Origin of the sequence: Exiguobacterium sp. KRL4, assembly GCF_001870785.1 — a bacterium.
Taxonomy (GTDB): Bacteria; Bacillota; Bacilli; order Exiguobacteriales; family Exiguobacteriaceae; genus Exiguobacterium_A.
On record NZ_MOLV01000011.1, the window covers coordinates 1 to 25,579 of the forward strand.

Genomic DNA, 25,579 nt, shown 5'->3' on the forward strand with positions numbered 1-25,579 from the left:
TTTTGTGGGAGCATATCAGTCTCTTCAAATTTCACTTCATCCAATCCCGTTTTTGTTTTATCGTCTTTTCGAATATATGATCACTACTTCAACACTTGCCTATCCCTCAGCTCACAGGAACATCCCAAATTATCCATCCTCTAAAAATCCCCTGAAGACCATCTGACCCAAACTAAAAAACTATACTTGTTTATGTCATCGATTTCTCAATTAATACGTAATGTCAAACACATCTTCCATAATATATCTAATTCTACTATGAGAATAATCTTTACTTTTTGTAGGACGTTCCATTCAGATATTTATAAAACAAGTTAATAACCTACTAGTATTAGAGAAATCCTCGGTAGAAAAGTCATGATTATTCTTTGAGTAAGATGCTCCAAAAGGACTTGTTCCTAATATTGGAATTTTTGTTACAATCGAGTGGAAGAAAGTTTTAATTTCCCCTAAAAAAAACTAATGCCATGTTTCATTAGGGTAAATGACTTTCTATCTTTACAGAGGAAGGAGGCGTTCGGATGTCTGCAATGTTCGTATCGTATCAGTTATCATTGGAAGAAAAATTCTTTAACATGATCGAAAACAAGTGGTTCTGGATGGTTTTTGCGTTAGTCCTTTTAGTTGGAATTTTTGCATATGCCTTTTATTGCACAAGCCGCGGCTACAGCTTTAACGGAAACGTAAAGCTGAATTGGCCAAAGGTGTGGGAAATGGGTATTGGCTGTAAAGCCTCGTAACGTACTTAACAAGCGGGGGCTCTTTGGGCTCCCGTTTTTCTTAGGAGGCGAGAAAATGATTGAAATCAAACAGTTAACGAAGTCGTTCAAAAAAAATCGTATTATTGATCAATTATCAACAACGTTCTCCAAAACTGGTGTTTCTGTGATCGTGGGTACAAACGGTAGTGGAAAAACGACGTTACTAAATATGATGACCCACTTACTCGAAGCAGACAGTGGTGAGATTTTGATTGATGAATTATCTCCAGGTAGCAAAGCATATAAATCAAAGTTCTTTTATCTACCATCAGATTTTTATTTGCCTGGCTATATGACAGGTAAAGAATATGTCCAGTTCGTTTTAAGTCGATACGAGACAAGTGAGTATGAGAAAGCACCCATCTTAATCGAACTACTCGATTTAGCGGATGGACAACACAAAACCATCGAATCGTACTCCTTTGGAATGAAGAAGAAAATTCAAATTGTTGCAGCACTCGCTGCCAATACTGAGTATATAATCGCGGATGAAATTTTCGGCGGACTGGATTTCGATACATCCCTTCTGGTACAGGAGCTGTTCGCAGCGGTTGGCGAGACGAAGAAAATCATCATCGTATCGCATGAACGGAACACGATTGATCGTTTTCCGAATGACGTCAGACTCATGCGTCATGGTTCCCTTATACACTTTGAGGGGTCTCCCGAAGAATTGACACAAGTCATAAAACAAGAGGAGGTCTTGCGTGAGAAGTTCGCCATCGTTCAAAAACATTTTATGTCTTCTGAAGTTCTTCTATAACGACACGTTTCACGGTTTGTTCAATCGTCCGTTCTTTCGTAGCCGATTGAACCGTTATGGATTACTCCTATTGCTGACGGCAGCCTACCTCGGATACTTTTATTTGAATATGGTTCAACTTTCGACATTGACTACCAATGCGAAAGAAGCTGATCAGACGACGCTCTTGTTAGCAGGAAAAATGACGTTGAGCAGTTATTTCAACGTGGTTTTCATTTTAGGCACGTTCATGTTCATTCTTTTGAACGCGACAGTCTCGTTAAATCGGAACTCTTTATTCTTCGCCCAAACACTTCCTTTTTTTGAACGGGAAGTCAACGTCAGTCAACGCTTGTTTAAGTTGAGTGTCGCGCTCGTCTTTTTTGAGTTATTGATGATTATCGTGGCACCTGCATTGAAGTTGATTCCGATGCCATGGGGAGTCGCGTTGCTCGTTCTCTTGACGCTACATACTGTTTTCATTGCAAGCTTTTGGATTCTTGATTTTTTGTACGCAGCCTTGTTACAAAACATCTCCGGACTTAAGCGCACCCTATTAGGATTCGTGCTCGATTTATGTCTGATCGGCTTGGTGACCTTTCATTTAATCAAGACACGATTTCAAATCGATGTCTGGGTCAGCACGCTGCCGTACTCTATTCTTACACTAACCCTATTCGTACTAGCAGGAAGTCTCTTGATTGGCGGAGGTACGTATCTACTGCAAACCATTTTCTTCTCCCGCAATCACCTCTACGTGCGTCAGAGTTACTTTAAATTGGGCTTGCCCGCTTTTAATATTGGACTGGCAACAACGATGCCAGCCATTATTCGAAGTAAGAACTTCCTTTACTTCTGGGCATTACTAGCTGTCATGTCAGCCGGGGCGCTCTATCAAGTAGGTCTGGGGGGGACGATGCAACTGTGGTTATTCCTTTTACCGATTTTAGGAATCGTAACGATCACATACGCAGATGCGACGTTGGCGGTACGCAAACTGTATCGGTTATACCGCATCCATCCGTTGATGGAGCTTGGCTCTCTCCTCGGAGTGTCGATCATTCTAATGGCCCCTGCCTTATATGTCGGGATTGTGGAGACAAATAGTTTGAACCCCTATCTATACGGGATCAATATCTTTTTTGCGGCAACAATCGCAGGGTTTTTATTTCCGAAATCACAAAGCAATATCAATGAGACGATTGCTTCCGTCTTGACGATTATCTTAATTGTTCTCTTATCAGTACTTGTCAGCATAGACGGTGCTCTATACCCTGCATTATTGTTCTTGCTCGGTGTGTTATATCTCATACTAAAGAAAGAATACGAGGTGGCAAAATGAAGATCACAAAATTGATTGGTGTAGGAACAGTAATCTGGGCGGTCATATTCCTAATTGATTATATTTATGAGCTTTTCCAAATCAATGAAACCAGTGTTGTGACAACGATGACCGGTCTGAAAATTTCTACTGTGATGACGAAAGAAGAACTGAATACGCACTTCTCATTGACACTGCAGGCACTCATCATGTATCTCGTCTTTATTGTACTATTCACTTTATTTGGATTATTCATGCAGACACGACGGACTTCTGCTCGACATGACAGCTGAGACACTGCTGCTCCTGATCAGTTATGTACTGTTGATTGGTATAGTCGTGACCATCCACGAAGGTATCCATTGGTGTTTTGCGCTTCTCTTCCGACGTCAGCCACGATTGACGTTCGACCGTTTTCTGACTCCGACGGTCCGTTATCATAATACTCATAGAGACTGGCAAAATCTGATCATTTCAGGTTCAGCACCATTACTTCTTTTCTCTTTTGGTATATGGGTCGAAGGGGACGGCGGAGCGTGGGTAGTGGTGAAAATACTTTGTTTAGCAAATGTATTTAACTTTTTCCCCATCACGACAGACGGACAGATGATATTTTTATCACTCGTTAAAATAATTCAAAAACAGAAGCGGGTCAAACAAAGAAGCTGATGTTTAATGAAAATAGGAGTGCAGACTTGTACGACGACGATTTATCAGGAGCATCAAGCTGATGCCAAGACGACGTAAACACCCGGTTCTCGATCAACCGCCTCATGCCGACAACGTATCGATGATTTACTGGAGCTTCGTTTCCTGGCTGAGGATGTAGCCTTCTGTTGTTCGGGAGCTGCTGTGACCAAGTAATAGTTGAATCTCAAGCAGTTCACGATTTCCAGCCTGATAGAGAGACATTGCGAAGAAAACGCGCAAGTCATTCGGATGTAACGGTCGTCCACTTGCCGCTATTGACTGCCTACTTAATACATGACGAGCCTACTGTTCGTTGATCGCTTGACCACGAACGGAACGAAAAACGATTCCCGTCTCTCGCCCTACAAAAACGCTTGCAGCTTATTAGAAAGTCCATAAACAAGACGAACCGTCCTCAGGCGTCGTCCTTTCCCGTTCCGTACGAGCAACGTCAACGACGCAAATTGAATATCTTCGATCGAAAACAAACGGGCCTCCACGAATCGGAGGCCCGTTTGACTGATTAATTCAAAGAATAGACGATAGGTTCGATCCGTGATTTGACGGATGGTTTGAATCACCTCTTCAAGCGGATGATATTCGCGTTGTTGGATCTGCTGATGGATAATCCGGCGGACTTGTTGCATCGGATTTGCCTTGAGACGTTTCGCTCGGACAAGTTCATTCCCCAGTGCCATCAATGCATGATATCGGCGTGTTGTAGGTTTGTAGCGTTGAATCAGCTAATCAAAATACGCTTGAAGAGACTTAACCGACCATTCTACACAATACTTTTTCATCTGCCGGAGATCCTGCGATAGGCTTTGATCGTCTGTTTGCTGTAAGTGATATGCGTGAAAAGATACTGTTCCAAATAGTCGAAGTGGGTCATGAGAAATCCTCCTTCAATTGTTGTAGTAGGAAGATTCCCTGTTTATTCCCTTTGAATCAGTTACCCATTTAATTCATTAAAATAAAGGATAGGCATTTTTTAAGGGCCTAAAAATAGTATTTATGATGACTTCTTATTTACGACAGAGGATTTGTGTTCACTAACTTTATTTTTAAAAAGTAAACGACTTAATATTTTAAGTACGGGCTTCTCAATAAATTCATGGAAAAGGCACCCTACTAACAAAGTAAGAACTATGATCAATGTCACACTAATCGGAAAGCCCATAATACTGAAAAAATTAAGAGAAGAAAAGATTTTTGAGAACAATGATAATAGTAAATAATGTGTCAAATAGATAGAGTAAGATGCATCACCAAGATAAATCAACATAGTATTTTTAGTGAAATTACCGTATAGCTCTTTAGCTACTGTTCCAAAAATTATCATGGAGGCAGGAACTCCAAATTGAAATACACGATTAATTTCTATTAATTCAAATTTAATATTTAAAATAGCTAATGAAAATAATAGGGCCCCACCGAAATAATATAATTTAAAGTTGATTGATTTTTTAGAAACTATCTGAAAAGCAATAAAAATCCCAAGTGAAAATTCGATGTTTATCGGATTAAATAAAAAATTAATAAAAAAAGAGTTTGGTTGTAAAATCGAAAAGAATAAGAAAACAGTAAGCCATATTCCGATTAATAATGGAGTTATTTTTTTGTTCATGGTAATTGCTATTCCAAAACATAAATAAAAGAATACTTCATAACTTAAAGTCCAAGCGACTCCTAAAAGATTGTTTTCTTGATCTTAAGGAAATAAAGCAAAAGATTTCAGAATATTCAATCCCACCTTTGAACTTTCGGTTCCAAGAGTAGGTTCTAAAAAATATGTACATAAAATAATTATTAAAAAGATCCAATATATAGGATATATACGAATAAATCTCTTTTTTATAAACATTTTCGTATTTGCGAGGTTTCCAAAGTCATTATGATGCAGATAATACATTAAAAAGCCGCTAAGAACAAAAAAGATATCAACTCCAGAATAACCAAATGAAAAGATACCGTAAGCATACTCATAATTAAATGAATAACGAAAAAGTAACGTTGCATGATAGAACAAAACTAATATGGCGGCAACAGATAGAATCATTTGTAATGAGTACATCTTTTTATTAATAAACCCCATAAAAAACCTCCTATAGGATAATATTAACATATTTTATTTTTATTTTTTATTTAAATTACATTAATTACTTTAATAGGTTTATTATTTTTGAAAATCAAGTTAATATTTTTTAGTTTTTATAATTTATATGCAATTATTCAAAAATTAATGTTTAAATATTTATAAGCTACAAAAGGAGTTGATTTTTTTGAGAGAACCAGAATTAATTTCAATTGATACAAATCAAGTAAAACAAATTCAAATTGAAGCATTGCGATTTTTAATAGAGTACTTAGAAGAGAATAAAATAAATTATTTTATTATTGCTGGTACTTTATTAGGGGCAGTCCGCCACAAAGGCTTTATACCTTGGGATGATGATGTGGACATTGGAATGACACGTCAAGATTATAATAGGTTCATTACACTATTTAGAAATGATTTTGATTGTTACAATGAGGGACTTTATTTCTTACAAAATTGGGATACTGATCCTCATTTTGCTATGCCATTTTCTAAGCTTCGAGTAAACAATACCATTTATAAAGAAGAAGTTACACAATACGTAAATATCCATCACGGCATCTATATAGACATCTTTCCTTTCGATGACGTCCATTCAAATAAATTGTTATCTTGCATCCAAGAAAAAGGTACTATGCTTCTTCAAAAAATGATATTAGTAAAATCAAATTATAAATTAACAAGTAGAAAAATGAGCGTCTTTTATAAAATATTTCTTTTTCCTTTCCCAAAAAAGTTAATGATCGCTCTAATCCATGCTATTAATGCAAAAAATACTGAGGATAATAAATTGATGGTTTGTTCGGGTGGATCATACGGATTCAAAAAGGAAGTGGTAAAAAAACAGTGGTTCGAGAGAAGTGAAATTCTTAGATTTGAGAATTTAGAAGTGAAAGCGCCTTTAGGTTATATATCTTACCTCACAAATTTATATGGTGATTACAAAAAAATACCAGAAATAAATCAAAGAGGAAATAGACATCAAATAATAGAGAAATCAGCAAAAAAATTATGAGATATTTACCGATAACATAATAAAAAAATTCTTACTGATTTTTTCTCTACTTAATATTATAGTACAAAATAATCGTTTTAAAATTAAATTAGAACATAAAATAGAGCAAATAAAATTCATATTTTATACAGACTGAAGACAAAGTAGTGATTTTTCTCTTGATCGAGAAGAACTGCTTTTTTGTTCGATTCGAATCGTTTTTCTGGGACAATCATCGCTTCGCTTCGCTGCAGGGTCGCTCCTGCTTGTTTTTTCCCTAAAAAGCGATGGATGAGGTGGAAAATTTGCGGCACACTTCTTCTGTGAATCGGGCATTGTATCGAAAGTGGCAGGAGACAATCGAACGTGTCTTCGCGGACACAAAAGAAAAGTATGGCATGCGTTAGGCCAGATTTCGTGGTCTAAAAAAACAATGCTACAAGCGATGCTTACTTTTAGTGCCCTCAAGCTCAAAAAATTGGCGAACTGGTCATGGGATTCCAGTCGAAATCCTGGTTTTCAACACAACTTTATGCGATTACATAAGACAAACCCTCATTTCAAAGTTGAAATGAGGGTTTGTCTAAAATCTGAATAAAATTCATATTTTATAATTTTTCTTTGTAATTGAATACGAATCACTCTAATCTTTTAAGTTTATATTTCGTTTAATTATATCTGCTATATAATTAGGACTTGCATCTTTAAATATTTGATTAATTTTTTCATCGATTTCGGTATTATTAACACTAGTTTTTTCGATGAATTTATTTATTTCGTCTGAGACTTCATCTAAATTTTTATTCGATTCTTCTATTAACAATGCATACGGATATTTTTTTAGAATTTCAATGTTTCTATCATTTTTATCTTTAATAAAATATAATATTTTCTTTTTAAAAGAAATATATTCAAAAATTTTACTGGGTGTTTGTGAACTAGTTGAATTCCCCACACCGATTAAAATATCTGAAGTTCTCATTTTTTCCCTTGCAATGTCAGAAGTAACACTATTGTGATCAGTAATCTTAGTATTGTCTTCACTCCACTTTTTAATTATTTTTTTACAATCACCGAAAGAGTAAATATGTAAATATATATTTTCATTCTTTTTTATGACGTTACTCATAACTTTTAAAAAATATTCTGGATTTCTAATTTTTTTATAGAAACTACCTGTGTAAACTATTTTAATATCTTTTTTATTAATATTTGTATCTAAGTCATAAAAATCTTTTTCAAACAATGGATGTTCAACAAAAACATACTTCTCTTTATTAGAATGGTGTTTCTTGATAAAGTGTTGTTTCAGATGATGAATTAAAAGTAAATAGTGTGATGACTCAATAAGAAATGATTCAATTTCTAGTAGATTTTTCATTTTTATTTTCTTTAAAAGCTTATGGTAATGTAAATTACTATTATTTGAAAAAGGATCAAACATAAAAGGAACTACTTTCAATTCGTAGTTTTTTTCTTTTGCTTTATAGGATGCAATAGCAGTTTCAAAAGGCATAACTGCTGGAACAATAGTATCTATAGTATCTATCTTTTCAATTTCATTTAAATATCCGTTGATTAAATCATCAAGTAAAGAGTACTTGTTAAATATCCTTTTCATTCTCCTAACTAATTTATTATCCATATTTTTATAGGAAAACCTTATAATTTTATGGTTATTGTGAACTTCAGTTAACGGTTGATTTTTATCTGTTTGAGGACAAATAACAATTACTTTAAAAGAATTCTCTAATTTAAGAATTACACGTTCGATACAATTACTTACTGCAGAATGATCCGGAAAATAACTACCTGTTAAAAATACAATTGTTTTCAAATAAATTTCCCTCTCAAAACTATTTTTTTAGCATCAATTATCAGAATAAATATTGAATATATAGTGTATAAATAAAATTTATTCTCAAAAAATAGAACAATTGTTATGAATATTATATGACTTAACAGTTCAAGATATTTTACCTTTTTTATATCTTTTGTATCTTTTGAAATCAATTTTCCTAAAACATAATTTCTCAAATATAAAACTATATACATCGTAATTGCAGCATACAAAAGTGAATGGTAATAAATAATCGATAAAGATGTAAAAATTATCGATAAGATTAATAATTTTAGATTTATTTTGAAGATGATTTTCTCTCTCTTAAGTAGTTTGATCGTTGGATATAAAATGATGTTAAATTTAATCTGTAAAACTACACTAAGAAAAATAAAAGGTAAGAAAATCAGTAAATCAGAGTATTTTTCTAAATAGTTCTCTAAAATAAAAACAATTATTATATATATATTACAAATAAATATGGAAAAATGTGTAGTCAAAAAATTTATTTGAGTTACTTTAGAAAAAACTTGATTATTTTCTAATCTACTTAGATATGGGAAAACTACTATTGAAACTGCATTAATAAATAACAATAAAATATTTGTAGTAGAAATGCCTAAAGAAAATAGCGAATAATCTTTTAGAGACATAAATCTCTCTATTACAAACAATCCATATCCAAACAATAACATTCCTATTAAGTTTGTAATTAAGATATAGGAACCTCTAGAAATATTTTTTTGGATTTCTGATATTATTTTTCTTGTTGATTTATTATCTCCTTCAGGCTTGAATAATTTGTAGAATTCAATATACATCAAAAGAATTTGTATAAATCTAGAAGCCATGTCAACCATTATAATGACATATATATTTTTTATATCTAAATATATAAAAACAAAAATTGTTATTATCACTATAAATTTATCAATCACAGAATAAACACTATATTTTTTTATCTGATTTGTACTCTGTAATAAAAATAAAAATATTCCATTTAAAACTACTAAAGGAATATTTAAAGTAATAAAGATGAACAATAAAGTTTTGTCGTTATATGGAATCAATAAAGAGATTAAAATAATAAAACTTGTTAAAGCAATTATAAAAAACATAAAGTACTTTATTGATCTGCCAACTAAATTTAGAGGTAACTTGTTAAAGTCGTATTTTCCATACCTCACCAATAATCCGTCATTAAATCCAAACGAAAATACAGCAATGTACCCGGTATAAAGTAAATAGATTTGCCAAAATGCAAAATCTTCAATACTTAAAAATATTGGTAGGACTAATGACTTTATCAAGCCCAACGCTAATCCAAATACTTGCGAACATATTAAAAATATTAAGCTCATGATTCCCTCTTATTTTTGCTTATTTTGCTTATCAACCACCCTAGTAATAAAGGAGCTACTGCATATAAAGTTATGTTCCTCAGAAAACTTACTGTGTCACTTCTTACATATATCAAAATCAAGGAAGATGCGTAAATATAGATGTAAAATTGAATTAAATTTTTGTTTTTTGCACTTACTTTAATTTTGTGTGTAACAAATGCAATGATACATCCAAAAATAGCTGCAGTACTTATAGAATATTTCCCAAAATTATAATACGCTTCTGCAATAAATGAAGAGCCAATGCCACCATAAATAGTCAAAAAATCTTGGAAAGCTAAGTCAGTATTAGATGATGTGGCAGGATGTACATCCCAAAATACGTTAGGCAAAATCATAAAAAGGTTATTAACATAAGATAATCCATAAATATACTCAACATTTATTCCTACATTATTTATTACTGTAGCAATTACTAAAAAAGTATATCCTGATTCTTCCAAATTTGTTAATATAGGGTTTTTGTTCACTAAATTGTTCATCATATTTATAAACAAATCCGTATCAATACTAGTTTTAAAAAGATCGTTTCTTAATTCTGAAATTAATGGTAATAAAATAGACATAGTTATTAATAATACCATTAAATAAATATATTCCTTTTTCTCAACTTTCTTATACCAATAGTTTTTAATCATGATAAAAGCTGCAATTATTAAAATTGCATTTATTCGAGACCCACTCAAAAAATAAATTCCTAAATAAAATATAATTATACTACTTATTAATTTTATATATTTTGTATCCTTGAATAAAATTAACATTAAAAAAAGATTAGGAATAAAAAAACTACTTATAAATCTTTTAATATTGGAGAATCCTCCTAAAGAGTACTCTTCTGCCAAAAATATTTGACCATATCCTTGGGTAAATGTCGTATAAATATTGCTAAATAAAATACTAAATGACGGTATACAGGTTATCATAAATATTACTACAGATGATATTTTTAAAGAATTCAGCATATTTGTTGATATTTGATGTTTATTATCAGATTTTATAGATTTATTTTTTGATAAGAAATAGCTCGTAATTATAACAAACAAATGCATTATTAATAAGAATTTCATAAGAAATAATACGCTAATTTTTATAATTGATTCTGCTACTAAACCAGAAGTAATGTTTCTATTACTTGTAAAATCGTAGTCTATAATATAGAGAAAAAAATCTCCAAAATAAAACATGAAAATGAAAACAAGGAAAATACTATAAAAATTAATTATTTCTTTTTCTATAAATATCCAACTAAAAAAGAGGAATAACCATAATATCATGCTTATTTTTGACAAACTCATTAGATTATTAATATCATAATGTAAAATAAGAAAGAATAATAAAGTCGTTCCTAATGTTAAAAAATATTTTATTGAATTGCTGAACCTTAAAATAAACAAAGTATTATTCATTCAATCTCCTACTTTATCTAAAATTTAATTAGTATTTTTTTTAAAGCTACAATAGTTCTATAACTCTTTTCATTACTATACGAATTAGTTACTTCATCAAATAAAACAGACTTTCGATATACTATTGGCGTATTAAACATCTGAGCTTCAAGAAGTGGTAATCCTAATGTTTCTAATTTCGAACTAAAAAGCAGTTGATGAGTCAGATAATATTGTTGTACTTCTTTAGGGGTTATCTTACCAATCAAGAAAATCGGCAAATTGTTTTGAATTATTTCTTGCTTAATTTTTTTTGCATTTTCACTTTCATTTCCTTCGAAAGTAAACACAATTTTAACTTTTTTCTTTTCTTGCTCAGTTAACTGCTTACATGCTTCTACAATTTCGAGATGATTTTTATATACAAAAGGAGCTGCTGGATAGATATATTTGTTTATAAAACCGTCTGCTATATACTTATGATCTTTTCCGATTAAATTAGAGATTAATTCACTGGTGTTTTCTACCACAACTTGATCTGAATCAATACTATTAATTTTTTTTAGAACACTAGACTTCATCCAATTTGTTTGAACGATTATTTGATCAGCCTTCTTTAAAGAATGTAAAATTTTCTTGGAAATTATTTTTTTATAAATCCATAACTTAGTCTCTTTTTTTACGGAAAAATTAATGTCTGTAAAGGGTATCGCATTATGCAGATACACTTTTTGTTTAATATTTTTAGGTGCCCTTACAGTCATATTTTGATAACTAATTACTTCATCCGCTTCATATTTTTTAATTAATCTTATCGAAATGAAGTAATCAAAAAACAGTCTATGAAACCAACTTTTTTTCACCCAAGGTAAGCTGACAACATCAATGTTGTCAGCCTTTTTTAAATAATCGCCACTGATGATGAAAATATAATCATTATGATCATCTAATGCTGCTTTGTATGCATTATTTAGTATAGTCAGTGCACCCAATTCTTGCGCAGGAACATTAAATATCATAATTTTTTTTCTCATATTCATTTTCCCCAAATTACCTTATTCACGATTGGCGTATAGCTTTGAATTACTTTGATCACTTTATTCGATACATTTTGATCCTGATAATCAATTACCGGTGCTGATTTTTCTTTATTGTTATACATAGCTAAGCAAAGCTCAACTGATTGAAGCACATCTCTTTCTTTAATTCCACCTAAAATGATTCCAGCCTTATCAAGTGCTTCCGGTCGCTCTGTTGATGTTCGAATCGAAACTGCCGGGAACTCTAAAATAGATGCTTCTTCTGGAATTGTTCCACTGTCTGAGAGAACACATAATGCATTCAGTTGTAAATTATTGTAGTCAAAGAATCCGAATGGCTCTAAGTTTTGTACCAACGGGTGAAACTTAAATTGACGTGCTTCAATTGTTTTCTTTGCTCTTGGATGTGTAGAGTAAATGACAGGGACTTGATATTTCTCGGCAATTTTATTAATTGCCCCCATAAGGGATAAGAAGTTCTCTTCGTTGTCGATATTTTCTTCTCGGTGTGCCGAAACCAAAATATACTTTTTACTTTCTAAATTCAACTGTTTCAAGACATCACTTTTTAAAATGGACTCTTGATTCAAATGCAAAACTTCTGCCATTGGTGATCCAGTGACATAGATATGTTCCTTTCGATATCCTTCACTAATTAAATATCTTCTTGCATGTTCTGTATACGGTAAATTGACATCAGCAATATGGTCTACAATTTTCCGGTTGATTTCTTCCGGTAAATTTTGATCAAAACACCGATTTCCCGCTTCCATATGGAAAATTGGAATTTTTAATCGTTTTGCTGAGATTGCTGATAGTGCTGAGTTTGTATCTCCTAAAATCAATAACGCTTCCGGTTTTTCTTGAACGAAGAGCTCATATGATTTACTGATGATGTTCCCCATCGTCTCTCCTAAGTTTGATCCGACAGCTTCTAAGAAATGATCCGGTTGTCTTAAGTTAAAGTCTTCAAAGAAGACTTGATTTAATGAATAATCATAATTTTGACCTGTGTGGACGAATACATGGTCAAAATACTGGTCAAACTTCTTAATGGTTTCACTGAGACGAATAGTTTCAGGACGTGTCCCTACAATCGTCATCACTTTTAATTTTTTAGTCATTTATTTTTCCCACTTCCATTTCAAATCGGTACGAATACAGGTCTTTATGGTCAATGACCCAATCGTACATTTCTTCTATCATCACTTCATAAGTTGGTACCGAAAACGTAAAGTCTGATCGTGTATTATATAAGCCTTTTAAGCTTTTCACATCTTCATTTTTTTGTATTATAAGTTCTTCATTCTTAAAATAACGATTGAAGAGACATAAAAGATCATACTTACTAATCAGTTCATTGTTTACCAGGTGATACAGGCCTGATAAATCTTCTTTTAATGCTTGATCAATGGCTTTCGCTAAAGTCAATGTCGTCACACCTGTCCATAGAACAGAAGTATATCCTCCAATTGAACCGCTCTGTTTCATAAACCAGTTAAATAATCCGATCCCCTCTTGGCTGATGTCTGGACCAATGATTGAATTACGGAACGTTAAGTCTTTTTCGTTAATAATTTCTCCTAATGCTTTCGAACGATCATAAAATGTCGGACCATTAGGTAATTGATTTTCCGTGAATAAAATGTTTTCTGATCCTGAATATACACAATCGGTACTCATATGAATGATTTTAGTATTGGTATTGGCAGTAACATCCGACAAAAAATGTGGTAAATAGCCGTTTAATAATACAGCATTGCTTTTATGATCTTCTGCGTCACTATTTAAGATACCGATACAATTAATGACAGCATCGTAATGATTAGATAGAATTTCTTTTTTGAGCATTTCGAAATTGGTGACATCCCCTATAACATTTTTATCTAGGAACTCTGTCCCTTTTCTAGAAAACCCTACGACATCATGGCCAGCCTCTTTTAGATAAAGTGAAATCATATGACCAGCCATACCTGTAGCACCTAAAACTAAAATTTTCAATTTACAGATGCCTCACTTTTTACTAGTTCCAATTGTTCACGTACATAACCAACTGTTAAAAGTAACTCTTTGATTTCATTGATACCGAGTTGCTTTGTATTATGTGAATTATATTCTGTTTCAGTTGATAATTCTTGGCTTCCATCCACAAAATATTTGTCGTAATTTAAGTCTCTTGTATCGGCTGGGACTCTATAAAAACCTTCAAGGTCATCCGACACAAGATGTTCTTCGCGAGTTAATAACGTCTCGTAGAGCTTTTCACCATGTCGTGTTCCCGTAACCTTGATTTCGTTGTTTGCTCCGAATATCTCAATCAATGCGGCTGCTAAGTTACGAATAGTTGCTGCTGGTGCTTTTTGAACCATAATGTCACCAGCCACTGCATTATTAAAGGCAAAGATGACAAGCTCTACGGCATCTTCAAGACTCATCAAGAATCTAGTCATGTCCGGATTCGTAATCGTCAATGGTTTGCCGCTCTTGATTTGATCGATGAATAAAGGAATGACTGATCCTCTTGAAGCCATTACGTTTCCGTATCGTGTACCACAAATCATAGTGTCTTCTGGAGATACTTTTAATGATTTGGCTACAAATACTTTTTCCATCATGGCTTTAGAAATTCCCATTGCATTGATTGGATATGCTGCTTTATCTGTTGACAGACAGATGACTTTTTTAACCTTCATCTCTATCGCTGCATCTAATACATTCTCTGTTCCTAATACATTTGTTTTTACTGCTTCTAACGGGAAAAATTCACAAGAAGGTACTTGTTTTAATGCCGCAGCATGAAATACAAAATCCACGCCGTACATGGCATTTTTAATACTTGAGATATCACGTACATCACCTAGATAAAACTTTAACTTCTCATTGTTATACTTTTTACGCATGTCATCTTGTTTTTTTTCATCCCGAGAAAAAATGCGGATTTCCTTAATATCTGTATGTAGGAATCGTTCCATTACAGCGTTTCCAAAAGATCCAGTTCCTCCAGTAATTAGTAACACTTTATCTTTAAACATGTTCATTCTCCTTCACTCTTCTATATGTTTTTTGTAGTATTTGATCAAGTTTCTCAAAAAAATCTTTTTTCGAGAAATTGTTTTCGTAATATCGCTTCGCATTTTCTCCGAATTCCTGATGTTTTTCAGCATTTCGTTTAAATTCAATGATTTTTTCTGCAAATGCTTGAAAATTTTCTGCTTCCACACAATATCCACAGTCAGATTCATGGATGATTGAATTCGTTTCCCCATCAATCATACCTAACACCGGTTTACCTGCTGCCAAATATGATTGAACTTTATTTGGTAGCGTATACGATACGATTTCATTTTTCTTCATTGATACTAAAAAAGCGTCCGCTTTGTCGTAGAACTCTTTCATCTTCTCAATGGGATGTCTTCCATGAAAAACGACGTTATTTAAACTATATTTTTTAGCCAAATCTACACAATTGGAATGAGCTGTCCCATCACCTACAATATGAAAAATAATATCTTTTGCATTTTTCAAGAGATTTGCAGTTTCAATAATATCTTCTACACCTTGAATCTCACCGATATTTCCTGCAAAAACTAAATCTAATGTCTCTTTTGGATTTATATTTTTTTGAATATCACCAAACAAATCTTCTGCATATACAGGAAGATAAGTTACCGTATTTTTCAAATGAAGTTCGTCTCTTAAATACATTTCAAATGATTTAGAGCTAATGACTAATTCATCTGCTTGTGAATAAATAAATCGACTGATATGCTTTACGATTTTGTAGAAAAACCCTTTATCATTTATGCCAACAGTCGTTAGACTTGCAGGCCATAAATCGTGACAATAGATTACCAATGGTTTTTTGTACAAGTATTTTAGGACGATTCCCGGAATGATCATAGAAACCGGGGAAACCTGATATACAAGAATAATCTTGTAATCTTTCTTAGGAATTTTAGTCAAAGCAGGAATAATGGATGCTAGCGCAAAAGAAACGTAGTTTAAAGCCAGACCACTTAATCGTTTGCCTCTCTCAATTAGAAAAGAACGCACTACTTTTACATCATTGTAGATTTGAATACGGTTTTTCTTTTTTTTATATTCTTGAGGAATTACTCCAGTAGGATAATTAGGCAAACCTGTTAAAACCGTAACTTTATTACCCCGTTTTTGATATTCAGTTGCAATATCATTCACTCGAAATCCTTCTGGCCAAAAATACTGCGTGATGAGCAATACGTTCATTTAAAACACCTGATCCATTTCTTTAAAAATTTTATCTGCCGGATAAATTTTATCTTCTAACAGTTTCAATGTATTCTCATGGATAAACTGATTTTTAATCGTTTTTTTGTTTATTTGATTCATAAGAACAACTGCTATTCTTGGAATGAAAACCGTTATCTTTTTTGATCCATACGTTTTCTTTAAGTATTTATATGTAAGCGGATTTTTATCAGCAACATTAAATACTTCACTACTACTTTTTTCTTTTCGTAATTCGTGTTTAACCACTCTCAAAATCGTTTCCATCGAACATAAAGATAACTTGGTATCACCGTTTCCTACCAAGTAATTAAAATCACGAATTCGTATTCTTCTATCGACATTCAAGAGGAATTTCGAACTATATACAGGTGCTAGTCTCAACGCGGAATAATGGAATTGTGCGTGTTTTTTTAAATACTGTTCTGATTGAAGTTTTGTCTTTGCATAAGGAGATTGTGGTAAACACTCATCCGTTTCTAAATACAACGTTTTATTGTGCTGCTCACCATACACGGAGATACTGCTTATATAAATAAATGATTTTATTTTCTCCAAAGAATTAACGGCGTTCACCAGATTCTTTGTCGGTATCAAATTATTTTTTATAAAAGCCCCTTCGCTTAAATCAGTTCCTTTATTATGTGCTAAAGCAGCACAATGGATCACATATTCGATATCAGGATGCTCTAAAAATAACTGATTCACTTGATCTGATTCACTTAAATCACAAGTAATGGTTTCGAACGGATTTACAATACCTTCATTTCTAGAAGTACCTATTATGTTGTACTCGTTTTTCAAAGAATCTGCTATTTCAGATCCGACATTCCCTGTAATTCCGGTAATAAGTATTTTTTTCAATTTATTTTATATCTCCTTTGTTGCAGCGGCTTCACGTGTCGGCTCATTAGTGTGAACACCTTCTTTCACACCTTCACTTTTGATCACCGTAAAAATGGTAGCGACAAAACATTTTATATCCATCATTAATCCGATCTTCTTCACATAATCTCCATCTAACTTGGCTTTGATCTCGATCGGTAGTTCATCGCGACCATTGATTTGTGCCCAACCTGTCAAACCGGGTAAGGTATCATTGGCCTGATATTTATCTCGTTCGTCGATCAAATCATATTGATTCCATAAAGCAGGACGTGGTCCTACAAATGCCATTTCGCCTTTCAAAATATTAAACAGTTGCGGTAATTCATCGAGGCTTGTTTTTCGTAGAATTTTACCAACACGCGTAATATATACATCCGGATTTGCTAGCAAATGCGTTGGTGTATCATTAGGTGTTTCAATGTACATTGTTCGGAATTTTAAAATATTAAAATAATTTTTATTTAGACCGACTCGTTTTTGCTTAAAAAATACTGGGCCTCGTGATTCCACTTTAATTGCAGCCATGATTAAGATAAAGACAGGAATTAATACTAAACAGGCAACAAAGGCAATCGAAAATCCAAGTGGACGTTTGATTTTTAAGTAATTCAAATTTCATTCCTCCTTTTTGATATCTTTTATCAGACTAAGTTTTCTTCACGAATCACAACGTCATTCGCAATATCAAGTAAGACGTTTCTTAATTGAAGTGGGGCATTCTTATGCCGTTCCACTACATTTAGAATATTCATGATTGGTTCTTTCTGACGTGTTCGCCCGACAAAAATTTTTGGATAAATTGCTTCCGGATCAACTTCGCCATCTTTCAGTAGTTCCTCATACATTTTCTCACCCGGGCGAATTCCTGAGAACACGATTGGCATCTCATCTTCTGTAAAACCACTCAGTTCAATCATATTTTTTGCAAGGTCAACGATTTTAACCGGTTCACCCATATCAAGAACAAACACTTCTCCACCATCCGCTAAGATACCGGCTTGAATCACTAAGCGACTTGCTTCCGGAATCGTCATAAAGAATCGCGTCATTTCCGGATGGGTGACCGTAACCGGTCCGCCCGCTAAAATCTGTGATTTGAACAGTGGAATCACTGAGCCACGACTACCCAGTACATTTCCGAAACGTACGACAGCAAACTTTGTCTGGCTCCGTTGTCCTAAATCTTGAACAATCATTTCTGCAATCCGTTTGGTTGATCCCATGACGTTTGTTGGATTGACAGCTTTATCGGTTGAAATCATCACAAACCGCTCTGCTTGGAAGAGGTCCGCCACTTCGGCGACGTTTTTTGTCCCATAGACATTGTTTTTGACCGATTCGTACGGGTTCGCTTCCATTAACGGGACATGTTTATGGGCTGCTGCGTGGAAAACGACCTGTGGTTTATGTGTCGCAAACACTTCTTCCAGTCGCGTGCGATCTTGGACATCTGCAATGATCGGGACTAAGTTAATCGGAAACTGAAGTCCGCGTAGCTCTCGTTCAATCAGGTAAATACTGTTTTCACCATGCCCCAGTAAGACAAGTGTTGTTGGATTGAATTGAATGATTTGTCGGCAAATTTCTGATCCAATCGATCCACCTGCTCCGGTCACAAGAACCGTTCGTCCTTCGATTTCAGATTTAATCCCCGAAATATCGAGTTCAACCGGTTCACGACCTAGTAAATCTTCAATCGAAACGTCCCGAATCGCACTGACAGAAACCTTACCGGTAATCAACTCTTCAATCATCGGCAACGTTTGGACGTTTTTACAAAGCGTTTTCGCTTCCGTGATCAGTTCAACCCGTCGTTGCTGTGTCATTGACGGAATCGCGAGTACAATCGCTTCAATCCGGTGTTTTTCAATGACTGCTTTTAAATTTGCAGTCGTCCCAACGACTTCGATTCCTTGAATCATGAAATGCATATTTTTTGGATCATCATCCAAAAATGCAACAGGCTTTAGCTCATGGAACGGAGATACATATAATTGACGGACTAACGAGCGTCCAGCTCGTCCGGCACCAATGACAAGTGTCCGTTTGCGTGACTTGACCATCCGGCGAGGTAAGGCATATTTTCGCCAATGTTGTCCGATTCCAAGTAGTCGTAGCGCAACACGAATCGCTCCGAGCAATAATAAAGAAATACAAAAACTAAGAATCGTGATCCGTTCGAGTACTTGTCCAAACACAAATTTTTGATAGATCATTAAACCAATCGAACTTGCCCCGAGTGACAAAGATAAGGTCAATGCTTCCTGAATACTGGCATACTTCCAGTTGACGCGGTATAGCTTCATCAAGAAGGCTAACGAGACAAACAGTAAGGCAAAGACGGCAGCTGACTGCACTAATAATTTACTGTCGATTAATTCAAACAGTTCTTTTGGATATAAGAAAAAATAGGTAAACCCCATCGCGATTCCTAAAGCGACAGCATCGATGCAGGCTAACGTCAGAGTCCGATAATAATAGTAGAATTTCAAAGGACAGTCTCCTTTCTCTTTATGATGGAGGACACGTGCTTAGACAAGCGAAGAGGCCTTCGCACGTTCTGCGAGTAAGTCTGCCATCATCTTTGCAACGTCATCTCCCAGGTCATCCCGTTTCAAGGCAAACTCGAGTGTCGTTTGAATGAAGCCCAGTTTTTCACCGACGTCATAGCGCTTTCCGTCAAATTCATAAGCAAAGACCCGTTGCATTTCATTCAGTCGTGTAATCGCGTCCGTCAATTGAATCTCGCCGCCTGACCCGACTTCCTGTGTTTCTAAGTATTTAAAGATTTCAGGTGTCAGTAAATAGCGGCCTAAAATCGCTAAGTTCGATGGTGCCGTGCCTTGTGCCGGCTTTTCAACAAATGATTTCACCTTATGTAAGTTCGCAGAGATGCTTGTACTTGGATCGACGATACCGTAGCGATGCGTATCTTTATCCGCAACGGGTTGAACGCCAATGATTGAACTGTTCGTAATCTCATATTGCTCGATTAATTGACGTGTACACGGAATATCGGCTTGGACGATATCATCCCCAAGCATGACGACGAACGGTTCGTTGCCAATGAAGGCCTTTGCTTGGAGAATCGCGTCTCCGAGACCCTTTGGTTTCGACTGACGAATGAAATGAATGTTGATGTTTGTCGTTGCTTCTACTAAATGCAACAACTCTGATTTATTTTTCGCAATCAAGTTCGCTTCTAGTTCCGGAACTGAATCAAAATGATCTTCGATGGCCCGTTTGCCTTTACCGGTAATGATTAAAATATCTTCAATTCCCGATTCAATCGCTTCTTCGATGATATATTGAATCGTCGGCTTATCGACGATCGGCAACATTTCTTTTGGCATCGCTTTTGTCGCCGGTAAAAAACGTGTGCCAAGTCCAGCAGCTGGAATAACCGCCTTTTTTACACGATTCATGAAATCAACTCCCAGATCTAATTCTAGATTCCCATAATATAATTAATTTGGTATTCTTTATGTAAATTAAGATACCACATCCAGTGTTGTATATTCCATAAAGTTTTCCATTTTTTAATAATGTAAGCGTTAACATAGAAAAAAGAGAGTGCCTTTTCACTCTCTTTACATTTTCTTGACATTACTTCCTTTATACCCACTGACCTTTCCAGTTCTTCTCAACCGGATTTGGAGGATTAATTGTCATGAGCTGATTCAGAAGAACCGCTTCATTATTCTCATAAATTTCTTCGTACAACCAGTCTTCTAATTCGTGTTCCAAATATTTTCGGCATTGTTCCCAGTAGAACGGACGTTTTTCAGTATGATGGGCGTCTGACGCCACGAGATGGGCTAGTCCGTTTTCGAGTAAGGCAACTGCAAACCGTTGGACGTCCTTGCCGTACTTCCCAATCAGACTGGCACAGGTCACCTGGCTGATCGCCCCATTCGAAATCAATTCAAATAATAATGTCGGATTTTGAATGATCGCTTTGTTTTTTTCCGGATGAGCGATGACGGGAATATAGCCGTCCGAAATTAATTCGGCAAACACTTGTCGCGCATACGACGGAATTCCGGTCGAGGGGAACTCAATCAGTAAATAACGGGAATTCGCGAGCGGTAACGCCATACCCTTTTGGACTTGCTCAATCAAATCACCCGTCAAACGAATCTCATGCCCCGGATAGACGACAATCGGAATATTTCGTTGATGGAGCAGGACGTTTAATTCATCGACGGTCAGTTTCACATCGACGTCTTCCGTCTCAAACTGCGGATGAAACAGGTGCGGTGTCGCAATGATTCGTGTGACACCTTCACTTGCTGCCTGCTCTGCCAGCTGTAACATTTGTTCGACACTCGCCGGACCATCATCGACCAGCGGTAATAAATGACAATGAAGATCAACCATGGTGGCACCCCTTATTCATAGGAATAATAGTATTGATACGCTGAATCATCCGTCAGCTCCCGGCGGTTTAAGACGACACCGAGGATCTTCGCTTCGGCCAGTTCGAGTTGTTCTTTTGCTTTAAGAACACGTTGACGATCTGACGTCATACAGCTGACGACCAGTACAACACCGTCCGTCAGTTTAGATGTAATCCGGCTGTCGGCCACTTGAAGTAATGGCGGTGCATCCAGGATGATGACATGATATTCTTCACGTAATTTCAAAATGAGGTTTTCCATCGCCTTGGACGATAACAATTCAGCCGGGTTCGGCGGGATCGGTCCTGCCGTTAAGATCGATAAATTTTCGACTTTTGTCGGCAAAATCGCTTTTTCAAGCTCGGCTTGGCGTGTCAGCAAACTCGATAATCCCAGACCATTGGCGACACGGAACGTATAATGCACGGTCGGACGGCGCATATCCGTATCGATGATCAAGACTTTTTTTCCTTGTTGCGCATATGCGACGGCAAGATTCGATGACGTCGTCGATTTCCCTTCACTTTGAGTGGCTGATGTCACAAGCATGACTTGAATCTCTTTATCCACTGCCATGAATTCAATGTTCGTCCGGATGGTCCGGTACTGTTCTGCAATCGGCGACTTCGGTTGAGTGACCGTAATCAGATTACGGGCATCTTTATTCATTTTATTTTTCTTAGCCATATTGTTTGACCGCCTCTCGTTTCGCTGCTTTCGCTGATGACTTGAAGACTTTGCTGTCGATATCCGGTATGCTTCCTAAAACAGGCAAATCAAGAATTTGCTGGACTTGTTCCTCTGTCCGAATCCGACGATCGAGGACTTCACGTAAGAAGGCTAATCCAACACCGAGCAGGAAACCAACAACTGCAGCAATTGCTGTATTCAAGATGATATTCGGACTGACCGGAGCAGTCGGAATGCCTGAAACAGATAACACTTTGACGTTATCGACGTTCATCAGGTCCGTGATGTCTTCACTAAAAACTTTTGCAACGGAGTTTGCAACGTTTGACGCAAGGGCGGCATCCGTATTTTGAACGGATACATTGATGACTTGTGAATTTTGTTCACTCTCGACAGTAATCATATTGTTCAAAGCATTGATATTATCAGGTGCGTTTTCGACTTCTGCCTGGACTTTTTCTAAGATAGCGGGACTCTTGATGATGACTCGGTATGTATTGACAAGTGTGACGGACGATTGGACTTGCGCAGCGTCAATCACATTGTTTTCCTGTTTTTTCGGTGTGACCAAAATTTGCGTACCGGCTTGATAGGTCGGTTTGATCAAAAAGGTACTGACGGCAAATGAGATGACGGCTGCGACGATGGTCAATGCGAGAATCCGCCAAAGCGATTTTCTCAAAATTGAAAATAATTCTTGTAAGCTGATCGTTTCATTCATGGTTTAATTATTCTCCTTTATTTGTCTAATACGGTGGCTTTTTTCATCAACTAGAACTCAGTATAACAAAAAATTGGGAAATGGTTGATTAAATTTCAGGAAATAACATACGTTTTTTGAAATTTGTTGCGTATAATAAAGAATGACATGTTTCTTTTTACATGAATTTCCGGATATCAACATAGGAGGAAGATCTTCATGCATCGCTCTCTACAAGCCCTTCAATACTATACATCTCACTCGGAAGAAGACATCCGTCGCCTTCACGAACGGATTCGTTTAAGCCTTGCTTCGACAGAATCGTTAACGGATACGATGATTCGTTTGACCGGCCAGACACCACTTGTTCCGTTCAAGCAGGATACAGTGACCGCCGAAGAATGGTCAGCCTTTTTAGCCGGCAAACACCATGATGAATTGGCTGATTTTTATGGAACACTTGTCGCTCGTCCCATCCTTAAAGAAGATGGACCGGTCGAATCGAAAGAAGAACAAGAAGAAATCGCCCCATCCTTATCGCGTACACACCGCGAACCAGAAGCTGTCCGTCGAAAAAAAGTGAAAACCAGACCAGAACCACGCGTTAAAAGAAAAATTCCCTGGGGCTGGGTTGCTCTATTGATCTTATGTTTCCTTCTTGGTGCCGGCGGAACGTATGTCTACTCGAACTACATCGCGAGTCCGTCTTCAAGCAAACCGAAGTCAACGATCGAACAACCGGTCACTGTTGAAAAATCAAAAGAAAAAACAGAAGAACCCGTACCGGATATCAAAGAAGAACCAAATGTCCTTTACGTCAAAACTAGAAATAGCAATATCTACAGTGATTCCGCCTTGACCGATCTACTTTTTGAAGCTGACTTTGGCGATGGTTATCGGGTTCTTGAAACAACCGATTCCATCAGTAAGGTTGAATTGACGGATGAATTGACGGGTTACATCAAAAATACCGATACGACGAAGTCATTAAAAGGAGACGCGATTGCCGACGAATCCTTATTGACGTGGGTCAGTGACAATCTCGATACAAGCTTTGTCACCGAGACGCTCATTGACCTTATCGGCAAAACCGCAGAAGATTTAAATAGTACTTATGGTCCACCGGAACGTACGTTTTCCGACGAGGTCAACACGTACCTGTTTTACGGAAATCATTTTTTTACACTTCAAAATAACAAGGTCATCGCAATCGACTGGGCTGAAACAGCAATCACCAATGCTGAACTGGCGACACTCGCTCCCCTCCAACTCGAAACAGAGATGACTGGGCTTGTGACAAGTAATTCTTATCGCCTGCAACGATTCGAACAAACAGAAACAAGTACCAGCCGTGTTCGCTTGGCGGAACAAAATCTATAACAACAAAAGGGACAATCCATTTTTCGGATTGTCCCTTTTGTTTACTCCAGACCAAGTGAGTAACGTAATGCCGTTTTTGTTTGTGCCAGTGAATCGTCTGTCGGATGCCAGTAATAAATGCCATCCGCTTCTTTTCCACCTGTTCCTTCAAGCTTTAAGTTCTTTTGATTTTTGAAAGCGTCCATGTAGTCAAAGGCAAGTGTCCGCATCGGTTTGAACGACACATTGGTCTGTGCATTTTTCCCGACGACATCCATGATCGCATTGAACTTACTGACCGAGACGTCTGATGATAATTTAGCGACGACTTGTTCGATGACTTGGCGTTGACGCATCTGGCGACCGAAGTCACCACGCGGATCTTCATAACGCATCCGGGTGTATTTCAAAGCTTCATCACCATTCAAATTGATTTTCCCGACGGTGAACTGTTTCTCGCCGACTTTGAAATCTAAATCGTTATTAACGGTCACACCCCCAACGGCATCGACCAGTGACGTGAATCCTTCCATATTGATTTCCGCGTAGTAGTTAATCGGAATATCAAGGAATTTCTCGACTGTCTTGATGGCCATCTCCGGTCCACCGAACGAATAGGCATGGTTTATTTTATCAGTTGTCCCGTGACCGACGATATCGACTTTCGTATCACGTGGGATGCTGATCAGACGACTTTCGTTTTGGGTCGGGTTGAGTGTCATGATCATGATCGAGTCACTTCGTCCGCGTTCCCCTGGGCGTTGATCAACTCCGAGTAACAAGACGGAAACCGGTTTTTGTTTCTCGACGACTTCATCCCCTGTATTTTTAACCGGTGACTGAATTTTTTTGACGGTTTGGTCGACCTGGTAATACGTATAACCGATGAAACCTCCGATTCCGACGACCAGCACTAAGGCGATCAACAGTAAAACTTTTAATGGTGTCCAGCGTTTTTTGACTTTCCTTCTTTTTTTGACACGTTCCATGTTTCCACGT

26 protein-coding genes and 1 pseudogene are annotated in these 25,579 nt (G+C 36.1%); 7 read left to right on the forward strand and 20 right to left on the reverse strand.

The window, feature by feature from the left end; translation table 11 throughout:
- The first annotated feature begins 521 nt into the window (after nucleotides 1-521).
- Genes BLD48_RS08590 through BLD48_RS08610 form a run of 5 tightly spaced genes read left to right on the forward strand, consistent with a single transcriptional unit; the run spans nucleotide 522 to nucleotide 3,493 of the window.
- Nucleotides 522-740 carry a hypothetical protein gene (locus BLD48_RS08590; protein ID WP_071499854.1) on the forward strand — a complete coding sequence of 73 codons (219 nt, stop codon included), beginning with the start codon at nucleotides 522-524 and terminating at the stop codon, nucleotides 738-740.
- A 55-nt stretch (nucleotides 741-795) separates the two neighbouring features.
- A complete protein-coding gene (locus tag BLD48_RS08595; RefSeq protein ID WP_071499855.1) occupies nucleotides 796-1,524 on the forward strand; it encodes an ATP-binding cassette domain-containing protein in 729 nt (242 codons plus the stop codon).
- A gap of 46 nt (nucleotides 1,525-1,570) precedes the next feature.
- A complete protein-coding gene (locus tag BLD48_RS08600; RefSeq protein WP_236629976.1) occupies nucleotides 1,571-2,845 on the forward strand; it encodes a hypothetical protein in 1,275 nt (424 codons plus the stop codon).
- Complete coding sequence (locus BLD48_RS08605; protein ID WP_071499857.1) at nucleotides 2,842-3,117, forward strand: hypothetical protein; 276 nt, start codon at nucleotides 2,842-2,844, stop codon at nucleotides 3,115-3,117. Before BLD48_RS08600 ends, BLD48_RS08605 begins: the two co-directional genes overlap by 4 nt.
- Entirely contained in the window at nucleotides 3,107-3,493 is a 387-nt protein-coding gene (locus tag BLD48_RS08610; RefSeq protein WP_071499858.1) for a metalloprotease family protein, read from the forward strand. The genes BLD48_RS08605 and BLD48_RS08610 overlap by 11 nt, the downstream gene beginning before the upstream one ends.
- A gap of 126 nt (nucleotides 3,494-3,619) precedes the next feature.
- Here BLD48_RS08610 and BLD48_RS16590 read toward each other — a convergent pair whose 3' ends face one another.
- The 3 genes and pseudogenes from BLD48_RS16590 to BLD48_RS08620 form a co-directional block, all read right to left on the reverse strand.
- A complete protein-coding gene (locus tag BLD48_RS16590) occupies nucleotides 3,620-3,754 on the reverse strand; it encodes a site-specific integrase (RefSeq protein ID WP_255366251.1) in 135 nt (44 codons plus the stop codon).
- A gap of 122 nt (nucleotides 3,755-3,876) precedes the next feature.
- A complete protein-coding gene (locus BLD48_RS16595) occupies nucleotides 3,877-4,212 on the reverse strand; it encodes a tyrosine-type recombinase/integrase (RefSeq protein ID WP_255366252.1) in 336 nt (111 codons plus the stop codon).
- A 314-nt stretch (nucleotides 4,213-4,526) separates the two neighbouring features.
- Nucleotides 4,527-5,639 (reverse strand): annotated as a pseudogene (locus tag BLD48_RS08620) (acyltransferase family protein).
- Between the two features lie 157 nt (nucleotides 5,640-5,796).
- Here BLD48_RS08620 and BLD48_RS08630 point away from each other — a divergent pair.
- On the forward strand, nucleotides 5,797-6,627 hold the full coding sequence (locus tag BLD48_RS08630; protein ID WP_071499861.1) for a LicD family protein: 831 nt from the start codon (nucleotides 5,797-5,799) through the stop codon (nucleotides 6,625-6,627).
- 116 nt (nucleotides 6,628-6,743) lie between these two features.
- Here the strand turns inward: BLD48_RS08630 and BLD48_RS16295 are convergent, their stop codons facing one another.
- The 16 genes from BLD48_RS16295 to BLD48_RS08705 form a co-directional block, all read right to left on the reverse strand.
- The gene (locus tag BLD48_RS16295; protein WP_161487707.1) at nucleotides 6,744-6,920 is read right to left on the reverse strand and encodes a hypothetical protein; all 177 of its coding nucleotides are present in this window, start codon (nucleotides 6,918-6,920) and stop codon (nucleotides 6,744-6,746) included.
- Nucleotides 6,921-7,249: 329 nt separating this feature from the next.
- Nucleotides 7,250-8,443, reverse strand: coding sequence for a glycosyltransferase family protein (locus BLD48_RS08635; protein ID WP_071499862.1), 1,194 nt, complete (start codon nucleotides 8,441-8,443; stop codon nucleotides 7,250-7,252).
- On the reverse strand, nucleotides 8,440-9,807 hold the full coding sequence (locus tag BLD48_RS08640) for an oligosaccharide flippase family protein (RefSeq protein ID WP_071499863.1): 1,368 nt from the start codon (nucleotides 9,805-9,807) through the stop codon (nucleotides 8,440-8,442). The genes BLD48_RS08635 and BLD48_RS08640 overlap by 4 nt, the downstream gene beginning before the upstream one ends.
- Entirely contained in the window at nucleotides 9,804-11,258 is a 1,455-nt protein-coding gene (gene wzy, locus BLD48_RS08645) for an O-antigen polysaccharide polymerase Wzy (RefSeq protein ID WP_071499864.1), read from the reverse strand. Before wzy ends, BLD48_RS08640 begins: the two co-directional genes overlap by 4 nt.
- A gap of 17 nt (nucleotides 11,259-11,275) precedes the next feature.
- On the reverse strand, nucleotides 11,276-12,271 hold the full coding sequence (locus BLD48_RS08650) for a glycosyltransferase (protein WP_071499865.1): 996 nt from the start codon (nucleotides 12,269-12,271) through the stop codon (nucleotides 11,276-11,278).
- Between the two features lie 2 nt (nucleotides 12,272-12,273).
- Nucleotides 12,274-13,401 carry a non-hydrolyzing UDP-N-acetylglucosamine 2-epimerase gene (gene wecB / locus BLD48_RS08655; protein ID WP_071499866.1) on the reverse strand — a complete coding sequence of 376 codons (1,128 nt, stop codon included), beginning with the start codon at nucleotides 13,399-13,401 and terminating at the stop codon, nucleotides 12,274-12,276.
- The gene (locus tag BLD48_RS08660) at nucleotides 13,394-14,278 is read right to left on the reverse strand and encodes an SDR family oxidoreductase (protein ID WP_071499867.1); all 885 of its coding nucleotides are present in this window, start codon (nucleotides 14,276-14,278) and stop codon (nucleotides 13,394-13,396) included. Before BLD48_RS08660 ends, wecB begins: the two co-directional genes overlap by 8 nt.
- Complete coding sequence (locus BLD48_RS08665; protein ID WP_071499868.1) at nucleotides 14,275-15,309, reverse strand: polysaccharide biosynthesis protein; 1,035 nt, start codon at nucleotides 15,307-15,309, stop codon at nucleotides 14,275-14,277. Before BLD48_RS08665 ends, BLD48_RS08660 begins: the two co-directional genes overlap by 4 nt.
- Nucleotides 15,302-16,474 (reverse strand): glycosyltransferase family 4 protein, encoded by a 1,173-nt coding sequence (locus tag BLD48_RS08670; RefSeq protein ID WP_236629977.1) that lies wholly within the window; start codon nucleotides 16,472-16,474, stop codon nucleotides 15,302-15,304. The genes BLD48_RS08665 and BLD48_RS08670 overlap by 8 nt, the downstream gene beginning before the upstream one ends.
- 48 nt (nucleotides 16,475-16,522) lie before the next feature.
- Nucleotides 16,523-17,407, reverse strand: coding sequence for an NAD-dependent epimerase/dehydratase family protein (locus BLD48_RS08675; protein ID WP_071499870.1), 885 nt, complete (start codon nucleotides 17,405-17,407; stop codon nucleotides 16,523-16,525).
- Nucleotides 17,408-17,413: 6 nt separating this feature from the next.
- On the reverse strand, nucleotides 17,414-18,043 hold the full coding sequence (locus BLD48_RS08680; RefSeq protein ID WP_071499871.1) for a sugar transferase: 630 nt from the start codon (nucleotides 18,041-18,043) through the stop codon (nucleotides 17,414-17,416).
- Nucleotides 18,044-18,072: 29 nt separating this feature from the next.
- On the reverse strand, nucleotides 18,073-19,923 hold the full coding sequence (locus tag BLD48_RS08685) for a nucleoside-diphosphate sugar epimerase/dehydratase (protein WP_071499872.1): 1,851 nt from the start codon (nucleotides 19,921-19,923) through the stop codon (nucleotides 18,073-18,075).
- A gap of 39 nt (nucleotides 19,924-19,962) precedes the next feature.
- Nucleotides 19,963-20,856, reverse strand: coding sequence for a UTP--glucose-1-phosphate uridylyltransferase GalU (galU, locus tag BLD48_RS08690; RefSeq protein WP_071499873.1), 894 nt, complete (start codon nucleotides 20,854-20,856; stop codon nucleotides 19,963-19,965).
- Between the two features lie 190 nt (nucleotides 20,857-21,046).
- A complete protein-coding gene (locus BLD48_RS08695) occupies nucleotides 21,047-21,811 on the reverse strand; it encodes a tyrosine-protein phosphatase (protein ID WP_071499874.1) in 765 nt (254 codons plus the stop codon).
- Nucleotides 21,812-21,822: 11 nt separating this feature from the next.
- The gene (locus BLD48_RS08700) at nucleotides 21,823-22,518 is read right to left on the reverse strand and encodes a CpsD/CapB family tyrosine-protein kinase (RefSeq protein ID WP_026830246.1); all 696 of its coding nucleotides are present in this window, start codon (nucleotides 22,516-22,518) and stop codon (nucleotides 21,823-21,825) included.
- Nucleotides 22,511-23,242 (reverse strand): YveK family protein, encoded by a 732-nt coding sequence (locus BLD48_RS08705; protein ID WP_071499875.1) that lies wholly within the window; start codon nucleotides 23,240-23,242, stop codon nucleotides 22,511-22,513. The genes BLD48_RS08700 and BLD48_RS08705 overlap by 8 nt, the downstream gene beginning before the upstream one ends.
- Nucleotides 23,243-23,440: 198 nt before the next feature.
- Between BLD48_RS08705 and BLD48_RS08710 the strand changes: the two genes are divergently transcribed.
- Nucleotides 23,441-24,601, forward strand: a complete 1,161-nt coding sequence (locus BLD48_RS08710; RefSeq protein WP_071499876.1) for a hypothetical protein — start codon at nucleotides 23,441-23,443, stop codon at nucleotides 24,599-24,601.
- 41 nt (nucleotides 24,602-24,642) lie between these two features.
- Here BLD48_RS08710 and BLD48_RS08715 read toward each other — a convergent pair whose 3' ends face one another.
- Nucleotides 24,643-25,569 (reverse strand): LCP family glycopolymer transferase, encoded by a 927-nt coding sequence (locus BLD48_RS08715; RefSeq protein ID WP_071499877.1) that lies wholly within the window; start codon nucleotides 25,567-25,569, stop codon nucleotides 24,643-24,645.
- Nucleotides 25,570-25,579: the final 10 nt, after the last annotated feature.

What these genes read in the sequence shown, in the direction of transcription:
- BLD48_RS08590 (WP_071499854.1), top strand. Translation starts at nt 522, where the DNA reads ATGTCTGCAATGTTCGTATCGTATCAGTTATCATTGGAAGAAAAATTC.
- BLD48_RS08595 (WP_071499855.1), top strand. Translation starts at nt 796, where the DNA reads ATGATTGAAATCAAACAGTTAACGAAGTCGTTCAAAAAAAATCGTATT.
- BLD48_RS08605 (WP_071499857.1), top strand. Translation starts at nt 2,842, where the DNA reads ATGAAGATCACAAAATTGATTGGTGTAGGAACAGTAATCTGGGCGGTC.
- BLD48_RS08610 (WP_071499858.1), top strand. Translation starts at nt 3,107, where the DNA reads ATGACAGCTGAGACACTGCTGCTCCTGATCAGTTATGTACTGTTGATT.
- BLD48_RS16595 (WP_255366252.1), bottom strand. Translation starts at nt 4,212, where the DNA reads ATGGCACTGGGGAATGAACTTGTCCGAGCGAAACGTCTCAAGGCAAAT.
- BLD48_RS08640 (WP_071499863.1), bottom strand. Translation starts at nt 9,807, where the DNA reads ATGAGCTTAATATTTTTAATATGTTCGCAAGTATTTGGATTAGCGTTG.
- wzy (WP_071499864.1), bottom strand. Translation starts at nt 11,258, where the DNA reads ATGAATAATACTTTGTTTATTTTAAGGTTCAGCAATTCAATAAAATAT.
- BLD48_RS08650 (WP_071499865.1), bottom strand. Translation starts at nt 12,271, where the DNA reads ATGAGAAAAAAAATTATGATATTTAATGTTCCTGCGCAAGAATTGGGT.
- wecB (WP_071499866.1), bottom strand. Translation starts at nt 13,401, where the DNA reads ATGACTAAAAAATTAAAAGTGATGACGATTGTAGGGACACGTCCTGAA.
- BLD48_RS08665 (WP_071499868.1), bottom strand. Translation starts at nt 15,309, where the DNA reads ATGTTTAAAGATAAAGTGTTACTAATTACTGGAGGAACTGGATCTTTT.
- galU (WP_071499873.1), bottom strand. Translation starts at nt 20,856, where the DNA reads ATGAATCGTGTAAAAAAGGCGGTTATTCCAGCTGCTGGACTTGGCACA.
- BLD48_RS08695 (WP_071499874.1), bottom strand. Translation starts at nt 21,811, where the DNA reads ATGGTTGATCTTCATTGTCATTTATTACCGCTGGTCGATGATGGTCCG.
- BLD48_RS08700 (WP_026830246.1), bottom strand. Translation starts at nt 22,518, where the DNA reads ATGGCTAAGAAAAATAAAATGAATAAAGATGCCCGTAATCTGATTACG.
- BLD48_RS08705 (WP_071499875.1), bottom strand. Translation starts at nt 23,242, where the DNA reads ATGAATGAAACGATCAGCTTACAAGAATTATTTTCAATTTTGAGAAAA.
- BLD48_RS08710 (WP_071499876.1), top strand. Translation starts at nt 23,441, where the DNA reads ATGCATCGCTCTCTACAAGCCCTTCAATACTATACATCTCACTCGGAA.
- BLD48_RS08715 (WP_071499877.1), bottom strand. Translation starts at nt 25,569, where the DNA reads ATGGAACGTGTCAAAAAAAGAAGGAAAGTCAAAAAACGCTGGACACCA.